At 68.6% G+C, this 14135-nt stretch carries 8 protein-coding genes; 3 read left to right on the forward strand and 5 right to left on the reverse strand.

The annotated features are described in order from the left end of the window. The first annotated feature begins 33 nt into the window (after positions 1–33). Entirely contained in the window at positions 34–1290 is a 1257-nt protein-coding gene (gene fmdA / locus E3O67_RS00505) for a formamidase (RefSeq protein WP_134427738.1), read from the forward strand. Positions 1291–1458: 168 nt separating this feature from the next. Here the strand turns inward: fmdA and E3O67_RS00515 are convergent, their stop codons facing one another. After that, positions 1459–3741, reverse strand: coding sequence for an FdhF/YdeP family oxidoreductase (locus E3O67_RS00515; RefSeq protein WP_134427736.1), 2283 nt, complete (start codon positions 3739–3741; stop codon positions 1459–1461). Between the two features lie 179 nt (positions 3742–3920). Here E3O67_RS00515 and E3O67_RS00520 point away from each other — a divergent pair, with 179 nt between their 5' ends. Together E3O67_RS00520 and E3O67_RS00525 are read left to right on the forward strand one after the other, a co-directional pair. After that, the gene (locus E3O67_RS00520; RefSeq protein WP_166786903.1) at positions 3921–4871 is read left to right on the forward strand and encodes a DarT ssDNA thymidine ADP-ribosyltransferase family protein; all 951 of its coding nucleotides are present in this window, start codon (positions 3921–3923) and stop codon (positions 4869–4871) included. 108 nt (positions 4872–4979) lie between these two features. Next, entirely contained in the window at positions 4980–5633 is a 654-nt protein-coding gene (locus E3O67_RS00525) for a thermonuclease family protein (RefSeq protein ID WP_134427732.1), read from the forward strand. Positions 5634–5660: 27 nt separating this feature from the next. On the opposite strand, the gene E3O67_RS00530 is transcribed toward E3O67_RS00525, so the two are convergent. The 4 genes from E3O67_RS00530 to E3O67_RS00550 all read right to left on the reverse strand — a co-directional run bounded on the left by E3O67_RS00530 (position 5661) and on the right by E3O67_RS00550 (position 14088). Then, complete coding sequence (locus tag E3O67_RS00530) at positions 5661–6161, reverse strand: DUF6328 family protein (protein ID WP_134427730.1); 501 nt, start codon at positions 6159–6161, stop codon at positions 5661–5663. 33 nt (positions 6162–6194) lie between these two features. Further along, positions 6195–9020: a cation-translocating P-type ATPase gene (locus tag E3O67_RS00535; RefSeq protein WP_135101388.1), complete on the reverse strand. Its 2826-nt coding sequence runs from the start codon at positions 9018–9020 to the stop codon at positions 6195–6197. Between the two features lie 458 nt (positions 9021–9478). Further along, positions 9479–11824, reverse strand: a complete 2346-nt coding sequence (locus E3O67_RS00545) for a bifunctional diguanylate cyclase/phosphodiesterase (protein WP_134427726.1) — start codon at positions 11822–11824, stop codon at positions 9479–9481. Then, positions 11785–14088 (reverse strand): bifunctional diguanylate cyclase/phosphodiesterase, encoded by a 2304-nt coding sequence (locus tag E3O67_RS00550; protein WP_135101390.1) that lies wholly within the window; start codon positions 14086–14088, stop codon positions 11785–11787. Before E3O67_RS00550 ends, E3O67_RS00545 begins: the two co-directional genes overlap by 40 nt. Positions 14089–14135 lie beyond the last annotated feature (47 nt).

Raw genomic sequence — 14135 nt, forward strand, 5'->3', positions numbered from 1 at the left:
ATCGGTCCGGCTCGACCAGGTACAGGAGACGACATGCCCAAGAAAATATTCCCCCTCGATTCCAGCAAGAAGTTCGAGGACCAGGAGCTCGTCGGCCACAACCGCTGGCACCCCGAGATTCCACCGGTGGCCACGGTCAAGCCGGGCGAATCGTTCCGGGTGGACTGCCGGGAGTGGTTCGATGGTGCGATCGTCAATGACGACTCGGCCGACGACATCCTGAACGCCCCACTGATGACGGTACACAAGCTCAGCGGGCCCTTCGCCGTCACGGGTGCCCAGCCGGGTGACCTGCTCATCGTCGACATCCTCGATGTCGGCCCGATCCCGCAGGAGGATTCCGGACCGCTTGCGGGGCAGGGCTGGGGCTACACCGGCATCTTCGCCAAGAACAACGGCGGCGGCTTCCTGGTCGACCAGTTTCCGGATGCCTACAAGGCCATCTGGGACTTCACCGGCCAGACTGCGACCTCCCGCCACGTACCCGGCGTCTCCTTCACCGGCCTGATCCACCCGGGTCTGATGGGCACCGCGCCGTCGGCCGAACTGCTCGCGAAATGGAACAAGCGTGAGGGTGACCTGATCAAGACGAACCCCGACCGGGTTCCGCCCCTGGCGCTGCCGCCCGAGCCCCAGTTCGCGGTGCTCGGCAGCCTCGCCGCCTCCGAGTTCGACCGGGTGGCCGGCGAAGCAGCCCGCACCGCACCGCCCCGCGAGAACGGCGGCAATCAGGACATCAAGAACATGTCCAAGGGCACCCGCATCTTCTACCCGGTGTTCGTCGACGGAGCCAACCTGTCCCTCGGCGACCTGCACTTCTCCCAGGGCGACGGCGAGATCACCTTCTGCGGCGCCATCGAGATGGGCGGGTTCATCGACCTGCGGGTGGATCTGATCAAGGGCGGGATGGACACCTACGGCGTGAGCGAGAACGCGATCTTCATGCCCGGCAACGTGGACCCGCGGTACAGCGAGTGGCTGGCGTTCTCGGGCACCTCGGTGACCCTGGACGGGGAGCAGCGCTACCTGGATTCGCACCTGTCCTACCAGCGGGCCTGCCTGCACGCGATCGACTACCTGGTGAAGTTCGGTTACAGCCCGGAGCAGGCCTACATCATCCTCGGCGCCGCACCGATCGAGGGCCGGCTGTCGGGGGTGGTGGACATCCCGAACTCCTGCTCCACCGTCTACATCCCCACGGCGATCTTCGATTTCGACGTTCGCCCCTCCGCCGCCGGGCCGCACCAGATCGACCCGGGCATCGGCGCACCGAAGTCGAATAACAAGTAAGGGTGAGCTAGCCACACTGCACCACCCACAGCACAGGGCGCCCGGTCCAGCGGATCGGGTGCCCTGTCCGTGTTCCGGCACGGCGTGTTCCGGCACGACGTGTTCCGGCACCGGGTGTTCCGGCACCGGGTGTTCCGGCACGGCGTGTTCCAGCCGGCGGTGGCGTGCTCAGCGCGACGGCTCCAGCCGCACCAGCACCGACTTCGAGACGGGCGTGTTGCTGTCCTCCGCCACGGAATCCAGGGGCACCAGCACGTTGGCCTCGGGGAAATAGGCGGCGGCGCAGCCGCGGGCGCTCGGGTAGGCGACGAGCCGGAACCGCCGCAGGACGCGGTCGACGCCGTCGCTGAACTCGCTGTGCACATCGACGAGCATGCCGCTGATCAGGCCCAACTCCGCGAGATCCTCCGGGTTGACGAAGATGACCTGGCGGCCGTTCTTGATACCCCGGTAGCGGTCGTGGGGACTGTAGATCGTGGTGTTGAACTGGTCGTGCGAGCGCAGGGTCTGCAGGAGCAGACGCCCCGGCGGGCGTTCGAGGGGCTCCAGATCGTTGACCGTCAGCCGGGCCTTGCCGCTGGGGGTCGGGAAGGTGCGCAGGTCGCGCGGCGCATGGGGGAGGTAGAAGCCCTCCTGCTGGCGGATCCGCTGGTTGAAGTCTGCGAAGCCCGGAATCACGTGCGCGATGTGGTCACGGATGCTGTCGTAGCCGTTCTCGAAACCGGCCCAGTCGATCGAAGTGGTGCGTTCGAGGGTGGCCCGGGCAAGACGCGACACGATGGCGACTTCGGAGAGCAGCTGATCCGACACCGGCTTGAGCCGCCCGGTGGAGGAGTGCACCGCGGAGACGGTGTCTTCGACCGACACGAATTGAGGGCCGGTGGCCTGCAGGTCGATCTCGGTGCGGCCCAGGGTAGGCAGGATGAGCGCCTGCTCACCGACCACCGCGTGGGACCGGTTCAGCTTGGTGGAGATCTGCACGCTCAGCGACGTTTTCTGGATCGCGGCCTCGGCGACGGCGGTGTCGGAGATCGCGCCGACCAGGTTGCCGCCCAGGGCGATCCAGACCTTGACCCGGCCGTCGCGCATCGCGCGGATGGAGCCCACGCTGTCCAGGCCCTGCTCGCGGGGCGGGTCGAAACCGAATTCCCGTTCCAGGGCGTCCAGGAATGCCGGTGGCATCTTCTCCCAGATGCCCATGGTGCGGTCACCCTGCACATTGCTGTGCCCGCGGATCGGGCACGCGCCCGCGCCGGGCTTGCCGATGTTGCCCCGCAGTAGGAGCAGATTGATGATTTCCCGGATGGTCGGCACGGCCTTTTTGTGCTGGGTGATGCCCATCGCCCAGGTGATGATGACTTTCTCCGCGCGCAGGTAACGGGCGGCCAGTTCGTCGATCTCGGCCGCGCGCAGCCCAGTGGCGGCCAGGACGGCGTCGTCGTCAAGCCGGGCGAGGTGGGCGCGCAGCTCCTCGAGCCCGACACAGTTCTCCGTCAGGAACTCATGGTCGAGCACGGTTCCGGGCCGGGCGGCCTCGGCGTCGAGAACCCGCCGGGAGAGGGCCTGCATCAGCGCCATGTCGCCGCCGAGCCGGATCTGCAGGTACTGGTCGGCGATCACGGTGCCGGCCCCGACGACGCCCCGCACCCGCTGCGGGTTCTTGTAGCGCATCAGCCCGGCCTCCGGGAGCGGGTTGACGGCGACGATGGCGGCACCGGCATCCTTCGCCTCCTCCAGGGCCGTGAGCATCCGCGGATGGTTACTGCCCGGGTTCTGCCCCATGATGATGATCAGATCCGCGAGGGCGAAATCGGCGTAGGTGATGGTGCTCTTGCCGATCCCGACGGTCTCCGCCATCGCATGGCTGGTCGACTCGTGGCACATGTTCGAACAGTCCGGCAGATTGTTGGTGCCGAAGGCGCGCACAAACAGCTGGTAGAGAAAGGCCGCCTCGTTGGAGGTGCGGCCGCTCGTGTAGAACGCCGCCTCGTCGGGCGAGTCCAGTCCGCGCAGGGTGTCGCCGATGAGTGCGAACGCGTCCTCCCAGGTGATCGGCCGGTAGTGCTCGGACCCGGCCGGCTTGTGCACCGGTTGCACCAGCCGGCCCCGCATACCGAGCCAGTACTCCGACTTCGTGAGCAGCTCGCTGATCGGGTTCTCGGCCCAGAACTCGGTGGGAACCGTGATCGGGGTTGCCTCCCAGGTCACCGCCTTGGCGCCGTTCTCGCAGAACTCGAACGTCTTGCGATGCTCGGGATCGGGCCAGGCGCAGCTCATGCAGTCGAAGCCGTCCCGCTGGTTCATCGCGGTCAGGGCCTTCAGGCTGCGAGGCACGCCCATCTGCCTGAAGGCCGGCCCCATCGCATGGGTGACGCCGGGCACCCCCGCCGCCCACTCCCGGGGCTTGCCGACCTCGATCTTGTCCTCGTTGATATCGTCAACGCTACTCATACGTCGGTAGTAGCATTCTTTTTCGGCCACGGCAAGGCATGCGGAACCGGGCGAAATGCTCTCAACGAATCCCGCCAACGGTCACCACGAGGTCAGAAATGACCGTACCGTTGATATGTGGTCTTCGAGCATCGGACTTGAAGAGTGTGGGGGCCACGCACACGAGAGGTTTTTCTAGCTTGAGCGACGAATGTATCCATGGACTCGAGGGCGGCCTGTGCGCCAGCTGCTTCCCGAAGGCCGCTCCCGACATCGCGCCCGGAGTGGCCACCCGCGGTAGCCGGAGCAAGTCCGCAGGCCGCGCACCGTCACTGCGGAGCTCGCCGTCACCGCTCACGGTGACCCTGGGCGGGCCTAACCCCACCCTGGGAGCGAGGACCGCCACCGCGAAGCCGATCACCGAGGCCAAGGCCACCGGCACCGTGAAGCCTGTCAGGAGCACCAGAACCGCCCACGACAACGTCGGTGAGCAGCGGATCTACCACGTCACGCACATCCGCAACCTGGCCGGCATCCTGAACAGCGGGCGCCTGCTCGCCGACGCGAGTGACGCCTGGATCGCACGCCCGATCGTCGACCTGTCGTCGGCACCCCAGCGCGCCGCCCGGCGTGCCGCGCTCGTCGCCGGAGACGACAGCGCCAGCGTCGCCAGCTATGTGCCGTTCTTTCTGTCGCCCAATGCGCGCCTGTGGGACAGCCTCCTCACCGCATCCAACGACCCGCGCCTGTCGCCGGAGGCGCACAGCTCCGAAACGTACGACTTCGTCTTTCTGGTCAGCACGGTCAAGAAACTCCACGATGCCCGGACCGGCGCCGACGACAACGCCGCGGCAGCCGTCGCGGTGACCAACGGGGATGCCGCCGGGGCCCTGACCCGGTTCGGCGCCGCCCCCGAGACCGCCGATCGCATGCTGCGCTCGCTGCGGGCCGACGTGGAATCACAGAAGATCCGCGAGGCGGAACTGCTCGTCACCGAGCAGTTCCCGTTCGAGCTGGTCACGCTCGTGGGCGTCGCCAACGACAAGGTGCGCGACGCCGTGCGGGCCATCCTCGCCACCGGGGCGCACAAGCCCAAGGTCGTCGTGTACCCGCCGTGGTTCCACGCGGTGGAGGACACAGCTGCGCTGTAGCCCGTCAGACGGGGTGCTGGGCGGGTTCAACGGCGGACCGGCCCAGAGCTCCACCGTGCGCTGTGGTGGTCGGCGCTAAACTCCCGGGCTTTGCCCTAGTCTCGGGGAATGGGTAGACAAGGGGGCCGTTCCGGCATGCTGGTCGGTGTTCTCGTGCTCGGCGCGGTCGGTTTCACGTGGGATCAGCAGACCGGATTTATGGCGACCGCGTTCGAGAGCATGTTGAGTTCCTTGAGTGAGAGCTCCGGCTCGAGCTCCAGTGAGAGCGCCGACCCGGTGGCGGATGCTGCGGGCAACGCCCTCGAGACAGCGGTCGGTGAGATCCCGGCGCCGCCGAGTGGAGCCGTCTCGATGACCGTGGACTATGTGCACGACGGCGACACGCTCTTCTTACGCACGGACCAGCCGAACGCGCTGGTGGCGACCACGGACGACGTCAAGGTGCGGCTCCTCGGAATCGATACCCCCGAGGTCGGGGACCGTGCAGAATGCTTCGGCGACCAGGCCACGGAGCAGTTGCGGGCCCTGCTGCCGGAGGGCAGCCTGACCTGGGTCACCGCCGATCAGGACCCGACCGACCAGTACGGCCGCAGCCTGTTCTACCTCTGGACCGAGGACGGGCGATTCGTCAACTACGAGCTCGTCGCCGGCGGTGCCGCCGAGTCGCTCATGATCGCGCCGAACGACGCCCACTACCCGCTGCTGCGCGCTGCCGAGGACGCCGCGACGAGTGCAGGCGCGGGCCAATGGGGAGCCTGCTGACACAGCGGCGCCGTCGCACCACCGGTGTCAGCGCCTCGCCGCGCGCGGCAGGATCAGCCAGACCGCCACGATGACCAGCAGCACCGAGGCTCCGGCCACCTGACCGGCGGTTCGGCTCAGAACCACATCGAAGACCAGCAGCGTGGTGCCGGCGAGGATCACCGCGACGCCGACCAGTGTGGCCCGCACCAGTACGTCGGCGACCCGCACGATCTGCTTCATCGCGTGCTTCCCGAAGAGCACCCGGTGCAGGCTGACCGGCCCGAGCGCCAGCACGGTGGTGGTGGCGGCCGTCGCGACGAGGATCAAATACGCGCCGAGTTGGTACGAGTCGAGTTCGGTGAACCGCGGCTGGAAGGCGAGGGCGAGCAGGAAGCCACCGACGATCTGGGTTCCCGTCTGGGTGACCCTGAGCTCCTGCAACAGTGACAGCCAGTTTCGGTCCAGGCGTTGAAGGTCCGTTTCGTCGCGGCGGAGAGCGGATGCCGGGTCCTCGGCAGCGGGATCCGGCGGTCCTTGAACGCTCATGCCCCCGATGCTAATCCGCTTTGCGGAACGAGGTCAGGCCCGCGCCCGCAGCATCCATTTGCGCAGTTCCTCCACCCACAGCACGACTGAGGCCATGCCCACGCAGACGGCCCAGTGCAGAGGGTCCATCGAGGTCGTGCCGAACGCGGTCTGCAGGAACGGGAGTTCGACCACGGCCACCTGCAGCAGGATCGCGAGCAGGATCGCCCCCCACAGCCACGGGTTCACGAACAGGCGGTGGAACGCGGTGGTCAGCTCGGACCGCGCGTTGAGGGTGTTGAACAGTTGGGCGAAGACCAGGGTGGTGAAGCCGGCGGTGCGGGCCACGGTGAGGCCGTCGGTACCAGGGTCCAGCGCCGGCAGCAGCCCGCCGGGCAGGAACAGGTCGATGGTGGCGAGGGTGACCACCGCCATCACCAGGCCGGTCGACATGATGCCCATCCACATCCGCAGGTCGATCATGCGTTCGTCGATCCCGCGCGGCGGGCGGGCCATCACGTCGTCGATCTCCGGGTCGACGCCCATCGCCAGGGCCGGGCCGGAGTCGGTGATCAGATTGATCCAGAGAATCTGGGTGACCAGCAGGGGCAGCACCACGGCCTCGCTGCTGGCGCCGGTCAGGCCCAGCACCCCGGCGAGGAGTACGCCGAGGAACACGGTGAGCACCTCGCCCATGTTCGAGGAGAGCAGGTAGCGCAGGAACTTCTTGATGTTGTCGAGGATGACCCGGCCGGCCCGCACCGCGGCGACGATGGTGGCGAAGTTGTCGTCGACCAGGATCATCTTCGCGGCCTCCTTGGTCACCTCCGTGCCGGTGATGCCCATGGCCACACCGATGTCCGCCGATTTCAGGGCCGGGGCGTCGTTGACCCCGTCGCCGGTCATCGCCACGATGTCGCCGTTGGCCTGCAGGGCGTCGACGATCCGCAGCTTGTGGCGCGGTGAGACGCGGGCGAACACGGATGTCCCGCGCACCGCTTCGCGCAGCCCGGCCTCGTCGAGGTGGTCGAGGTCCGTGCCCGCCAGCGCGGTCGCCCCCGGTTCGACGATCCCGAGGTCGCTCGCGATCCGCGCGGCCGTGGCGGGGTGGTCGCCCGTGATCATGATCACGCGCACGCCGGCCCGGTGGGCTTCCCGGATGGCCGGCGGCACCTCGGCGCGGGGCGGGTCGATGATGCCGACGACCCCGGCGTAGATCAGGCCCTGCTCGTCGGCCTCGTCGAGCGGGGCCGTGTTCTCGTCGGCGCGGCGGTAGGCGACACCCAGGGTGCGGAAGGCCTGGGCCGAGAGCGCGTCGATGTCGGCCAGCATCCGTTGCCGCAGCTGATCGGTCAACGGCACGACGCTCTCGCCGACCTGCAGGAAAGCGCAACGCTGGAGGAGAACGTCGGGCGCGCCCTTGCTGAAGATGCGCAGGCTGTCGTCGTCGGTCTCCTGGTGCAGGGTGGACATCATCTTGCGCTCCGAGGTGAAGGGCATCTCCTCGAGGCGGCCGAATCGGGCCATGTGCACGGTGGTGCCCTCGAGTTTGGCGGCGGCCACCAGGAACGCGGCCTCGGTGGGATCACCCTGGATCTCCCACTCGCCGTCCCGCTCGGTCAGCTGGGCGTTGCCGGCAAGGGACCCGACGCCCAGCACCAGCTGGGCCTCGAAGCGGAGGCACAGGTCGGTGAGCGGGTCGGCGCCCTGGCGCAGTTCGCCCTCGGGGCGGTAGCCCACCCCGGTCACGTCCACCCGGCCGGAGGCGGTCAGCAGCTGCTGGATCGTCATCTCGTTGCGGGTCAGCGTGCCGGTCTTGTCGCAGCAGATCACGGATGCGGAGCCCAGCGTCTCCACGGATTTCAGGTTCTTGACCACGGCGTTCTGCCGCGCCATCCGTTGCACCCCGATGGAGAGGATCACCGACAGGATCGCCGGCAGCCCCTCGGGGACGGCCGCGACCGCGAGGGACACCCCGAGCAGGAACACGGTGACGAAGTCGGCGGGGGTGGACACGCCCTGCACGAGCACGATGGTGACCATCACGACCAGGGCGATCACGATCACGACGGTGCTGAGCAGCTTGCCGATGTGGCCGATCTCGGTCTGCAACGGGGTGGGGTTAGCTGTGGTGCGGTCGAGCATCGTGGCGATGGCGCCCACCTCGGTGTCCATGCCGGTCCCGGTGACGATGCCGCGGCCGACGCCCTGACTGACGGCGGTGCCTTTGAAAACCATGTTCAGGCGGTCGCCGAGGGAGGCCGCCGCGGTAAGGGTGCGCGGGTTCTTGGTGACGGCCTCGCTCTCGCCGGTGAGGGAGGCCTCCGCGATCCGCAGCGAACTCGACTCGGTGAGGCGGGCATCCGCCCCCACACTGTCGCCCTCACCCAGCACCAGCACGTCGCCGCGCACCAGCTGGGTGCTGGGCACGGTGGTGAGCAGGCCGTCGCGCAGCACGGTTGAGGATGCTGCGGTCATGCTGGACAGGGCGGCCACGGCGTTGTCGGCGCGCGCCTCCTGCACCAGCCCGAGCACGGCGTTGAGCACCACGATCGCGGCGATCACGAGGGCGTCGACGGGCAGGCCGCCTGCCCCCTCGATCAGCCAGGCGCCGAGCGACACCGCGGTGGCGACCAGCAGGAGGTAGATCAACGGGTCATTGAACTGGGCCAGGATGCGACGCCAGAACGGCACCGGGGGAACGCTGCGCAGCTCGTTCGGGCCCTCGGCCGCAAGACGGCGCGCGGCTTCCGTGCCGGTGAGGCCGCGGGCGGGATCGGTGGCGAGCCGGCGGGCGATCTCGGCGGCGTCGGTGATGGAGGGATCGACGTCCGGACGAGCGGTCAGGTCCGGTCTTTCCGACTGAGCAGACGCGTCCATCGGGTGGGTTCCTCGTTTCCGGGAGTGCCGGGTCGGTCTGGCCCGCGGCTCCTCCCAGTGTAGAACCGGGTCGGGGTCGGGGTCGGGGTCGGGCTCGGGCTCGGGGTCGGGGTCGGGGTCGATGTCCGGGTCGGGCTCGGGCTCGGGCCCTGGGCGACCCCGGTGGTGACGTTCGCCGCGACCCGGTGGCCCGTAGCTGCCGCCAAACCCCGGGCATCCGTGGCGGAGGCAAAGCTAACGGAGGACTTTTCGCGACACGCCGTTGATCCCAGGCACCGCAACCGGCGTGAATCGAAAATCTCCGCGTTTACGTGACAACGGATGCCCCGGTCGGAGGCTGAGCGCGAGCCGGAGAAGCCGCGAGCGTCCAGACCCCCGGCTCAGCGCCACATCGCGGCGTCGATCCGGATCGCCACGACGTAGAAATGCTCGCCCTGCTCGGAACCTTTCCCGGCGGTCTACACCTCGGCGGGCTCCGCGACGAGGTCGACGTCCGACCCGGCGCGTGCGATCACAGTAACGGGTCCCGACTGGGCATCGGCGACCCGCCGGTCGGCGAGCCAGACCTCCAGTTCGGCCGCGGGGACCGGCTTGGACAGGTGGAAGCCCTGCGCGAAGTCGCAGCCGTACTCGATCAGCTGGTCGTACGCGGCGCCGCTGTCCACACCCTCGGCAACCATACGCAGCCCCAGGCTGTGCGCCAGCGCGATCGTCGAAGACACCAGGGTTGCGGCGCGCGCATCGCCGGCCATCGGGAAGACGAAGGACGAGTCGAGCTTGAGCTCGTCGATGGGCAGGTCGCGCAGGTAGGCGAGCGAACTGTAGCCCGTGCCGAAGTCGTCGACGGAGATGCGGATGCCCTGCTCGCGCAGCCGGGTCAGGATGCCGCGGGCCCGGTCCCGGTCGTTGAGCAGGAATTCCTCGGTGATCTCCAGGGCCAGGAGCGCCGGTGGCAGGCCGCGGTCGGCGATCATGGCGCCGATCCGGTCCGGCAGTTCCGTGTCGACCAGGGAACTGGCCGACAGGTTCACGGCGATGGTCAGCGGATGCCCCTGCGCCTGCCAGAGCGCCGCCTGGTCCAGCGCCTGTCGCAACACCACCTGCGTCAGCGTGTGCATCAGCCCGGCCTCCAGGGCGATCCCCACGAACTGATCGGGCAGCAGCAGGCCGCGGTCGGGGTGGTTCCAGCGCACGAGCGCCTCGACGTCCTGCACCCCGCCGGTACCGAGGTCGACCTTGGGCTGGTAGTGCAGCACCAGCTGGTCGGCGGCGAGGGCGAGCCGCAGTTCCGCCAGGGTGCGCAACCGGACCTCGCCGTGGCTGTCGTCGTCGCTGTTGTACACGTGATGGCCGCCGCGGTTCGATTTCGCCGTGTACATGGCCATGTCGGCCTTGCGGAGCAGCGCCGTCAGATCGCTGCCCTGGTCGGGATAAAGGGAGATCCCGACACTGGCGCTGGTCTGCAGTGTGATGCCCTCCAGAAGGAACGGTTCGGCCAGCGCGGCACCCAGTTTGACGGCCACCGTCCGTGCGTCCTCCCGCCCGGAGTTCGTGAGCAGGATCGCGAACTCGTCGCCGCCGAGCCGGGCCAGGAGGTCTCCGGCACGCAGCTGCCGGTTCAGGCGGATGCCGACCTGAATCAGCAGCCGGTCACCCACGTCATGGCCGAGGCTGTCGTTGACCTCCTTGAAGCGGTCCAGGTCCAGCAGGAGCAGGGCGCTCGTCCTGCCCTCGACCGCGGCCAAGCGGGTCGGCACATCCACGTTGAAGGCGCGGCGGTTGCGCAGCCCGGTGAGGTCATCCGTCCGCGCCAACAGGTTCAGCACCCGCTGCCGGCCGACCAGCGGCACCACCGCCAGCGCCATGGTGGCCCCGGCCAGGGCCACGGCGAAGGTCGACACCTCGACCTGGCTGGCCAGAATCAGCACGGCCAGCCCGGCGATCGTCGACACCATGGGAACGGCCAGAGCGGACACGGTGGTGCCCGTTGTCGTCTTCGTGCGATCCCGCACCGGGAGGGGGAGGGCGGTGCCGTCCACCCAGAATGCGACCAGTACGACTCCGATGGCCCAACTCGCGTCGAGCGGGGTGCCGACCAGGTAGAGCTCGCCCTGCAGGGCGAAGACGGTGTCGGCGGCGGCGAAGATCACCAGGCCCGCGACGAGCAGCATCCAGCGCTTCCCGGCATCCGGGCCGTGTGACGCCATGATCCCGGCGATCGCCGCCACCACCAGCAGATCGAGCACCGGGTAGGCGGCCGCGACGGTGGAACTGAGGCTGAGCGGGCCCGCGGTCGCGGACGCGAAGACGGGGCTGAGGATGACGGCCAGCACGGCGGCGGCACCCAGCGAACCCACGGCGGTGTCCAGGAAGACGGACCAGGCCGCTCCGCGCAGCTGCCGGTTCACGAGCAGCGCCAGCGCCCCGAGAAGCAGCCCGTAGAACAGGAGATAGCCGATGTCGGCCGGCGAGGGGAACGGTATCGCACCGTCGGCATCCGTGATGACGAGGGAGTAGCTGTCCGCCAGGGCGTTGGCCGCCAGTGCGGCGGTGGCGAGGGTCACCTCGAGGTGCCCGCGCTCGACCCGGTACACGGCGGCGGCGCCCACCAGAACGGGTGCCCACACCGCGAGGATTGCCAGCCAGCCGTCGACCAGAGGGCTGAAGTCCTCGCCCTTCAGGGTGAGACCGAGGGTATAGGCGACGGCCAGCACCACCATGAGCGTCAGTGCCCCGATGCGGAACCGCTCACGGGTGCCGCCGGTCATGGTCGGGCCGCCGCGCTCTGCCGGGCGGTCAGCCACTCGTCGAGTGCTTCGGCGGAGATGGGGCGCGACATGAAGTAGCCCTGGGCGAAGTCGCATCCGTAGCGCACCAGTTCGTCATAGGCGACGCTGTTCTCCACGCCCTCGGCGACCATTTTCAGGCCGAGGCCGTGCGCGAGGTCGATCGTGGAGGCAACCAGTGCAGCAGCCCGGGCGTCGTCGGCCATCGGGAAGACGAAGGACTGGTCGAGCTTGAGCTCGTCGATGGGCAGGTCGCGGAGATAGGCGAGAGAACTGTAGCCGGTGCCGAAATCGTCGACGGAGATCTTGATGCCGCTCGCGCGCAGACGGGTCAGGATGTCCCGGGCTCGGTCGCGGTCGACCATCAGGAAGTCTTCGGTGATCTCGAGCATCAGCGCGGTGGGTGGAAGGCCGCGAGCCGACAACATGGTGCCCACGCGCTCGGGCAGATCGGAGTCGATCAGCGAGCTGGCGGACAGGTTCACCGCGACCGTCAGGGTGCGGCCCTGAGCCGACCAGAGCACGGACTGGTCCAGAGCCTTCCGCAGAACCTCCTGGGTCAGCGCGTGCATGAGACCGGCCTCTTCGACCAGGGTCAGGAACTGGTCGGGAAACAGCAGACCCCGCTCGGGGTGGTTCCAGCGCACGAGCGCCTCGACGCCGGCGACGAACCCGGTCTTCAGGCAGATCTTCGGTTGGTAATGCAGGACGAGCTGGTCCCGGGTCAGGGCGAGGCGCAATTCCTGCAGGGTGCGCAGCCGGGCGTCACCGTGCCGGTTGTCCGTGTTGCGGTAGACGTGGTGGCCGCTGTGGGTCGCCTTCGCCTTGTACATCGCCATATCGGCCTTGCGCAGCAGCGCGGTCAGGTCGTCGCCGTGATCCGGATAGAGCGCGATGCCGATGCTCGCGCTGGTCTGCAGGGAGATGCCTTCCAGGGTGAACGGGTCGGCCAGCGTGGCGCGCAGTCTGCCGGCCACGGCTTCGGCCTCCACCTGATCGGTGTGCTCGAGCAGGATGGCGAACTCGTCTCCGCCCAACCGTGCCAACAGGTCGCCGGGCCGCAGTCCGCCCTGCAGGCGACGGCCGACCTGGACGAGCAACCGGTCGCCGGCGTCGTGCCCGAGACTGTCGTTCACCTCTTTGAAGCGGTCCAGATCCAGCAAGAGCAGGGCGCGGTTGCGGCTCTTGTCGTCGGCCAGGCGCCCCAGGACGCCGGCGTACAGCGCACGCCGGTTCGGCAGGCCGGTCAGCTCGTCGGTCGTGGACTGGCGCCGCAGGGCCACCTGCCGGGAGACCAGCGGAACGGCCGCGAGGGCCAGGGTCGCCGCCGCCAGGCCGACCGCCATCGGGGGAACCGACGTCTGGCTGGCGAGGAGGAGGACTCCCAGGCCGGCCGCCGTCGACACCGCCGGTAACGCCAGGGCTGCCAGGCCGTTGGTGGAGTTGTTCTGCACCAGATCGGGGCGTGATGAGGTGTCCGCCCACACCGCGATCAGTGCCAGACCCACGGCCCAGCCGGCGTCCAGGGGCGTGCCGAGAACGTACCGGGTTTCGAGCAGGGCGAAGACGAGGCCCGTGGAGGTGAACACCAACAGGCCCAAGACCAGGAGGATCCAGCGGCGGCCGGCAACCGGGCCCTGCGAGGTGGTGAGCGCGACGACGACCGCCACCAGCAACAGGTCGAACAGGGGATAGGCGACGGCGGCGGTGATGGCCGCGTTCGCACCGGCCGCGTCGAGTGCACTCGCCATCGGGCCGAGCAGCACCGCCAGCACCGAGGCCGCGCCCAGCGCCCCGATGGCACTGTCCAGCACCACCGACCAGACCATCCCCCGGAGCTGGCGGCGCACGATGATGACCAGCACGGCCAGCATGAGGGCGAAGAACAGGAAGTAGCCGACCTCGCTCACCTGGGGGAAGATCCTGGTTCCCCAGATCAGCATCCACAGGGAGTAGGAGTCGACGATCGCGATGATGGAGACCGCCGCGGCGGTGAGCAGCAGTTCTAAATGCCGGAATCGCTCCAGTCCTCGGGCCCCGACCCGCACCCGGCTCACCGAGCGCTTCCGCACCACGGCGACCCAGCACACGGCGACCAAGGACAGCTTCAGGAGCGACGCCAGCCAGCCGTCGACGAAGAGGTTGAACCCGCTGTCGGGTATCAGCAGCCCGATGACGTAACCGCCCAGGAACACGGCCATCAGCCAGGCGAGCCAGGAGGCGCTTCTGGTCAGGATGCCACTAAGAAGGTGGCCGTAGTGCGCCCCTGAATTCACCTGCACGGAACCCCCACGTTATCAATAGTCAGATTAGCAGCGGCGGGGGCAGG

The organism is Cryobacterium sp. TMT3-29-2, assembly GCF_004564305.1.
Classification (GTDB): domain Bacteria; phylum Actinomycetota; class Actinomycetes; order Actinomycetales; family Microbacteriaceae; genus Cryobacterium; species Cryobacterium sinapicolor.

What these genes read in the sequence shown, in the direction of transcription:
- E3O67_RS00530 (WP_134427730.1), bottom strand. Translation starts at nt 6,161, where the DNA reads ATGAGCGTTCAAGGACCGCCGGATCCCGCTGCCGAGGACCCGGCATCC.
- E3O67_RS00525 (WP_134427732.1), top strand. Translation starts at nt 4,980, where the DNA reads ATGGGTAGACAAGGGGGCCGTTCCGGCATGCTGGTCGGTGTTCTCGTG.
- E3O67_RS00535 (WP_135101388.1), bottom strand. Translation starts at nt 9,020, where the DNA reads ATGGACGCGTCTGCTCAGTCGGAAAGACCGGACCTGACCGCTCGTCCG.
- E3O67_RS00515 (WP_134427736.1), bottom strand. Translation starts at nt 3,741, where the DNA reads ATGAGTAGCGTTGACGATATCAACGAGGACAAGATCGAGGTCGGCAAG.
- fmdA (WP_134427738.1), top strand. Translation starts at nt 34, where the DNA reads ATGCCCAAGAAAATATTCCCCCTCGATTCCAGCAAGAAGTTCGAGGAC.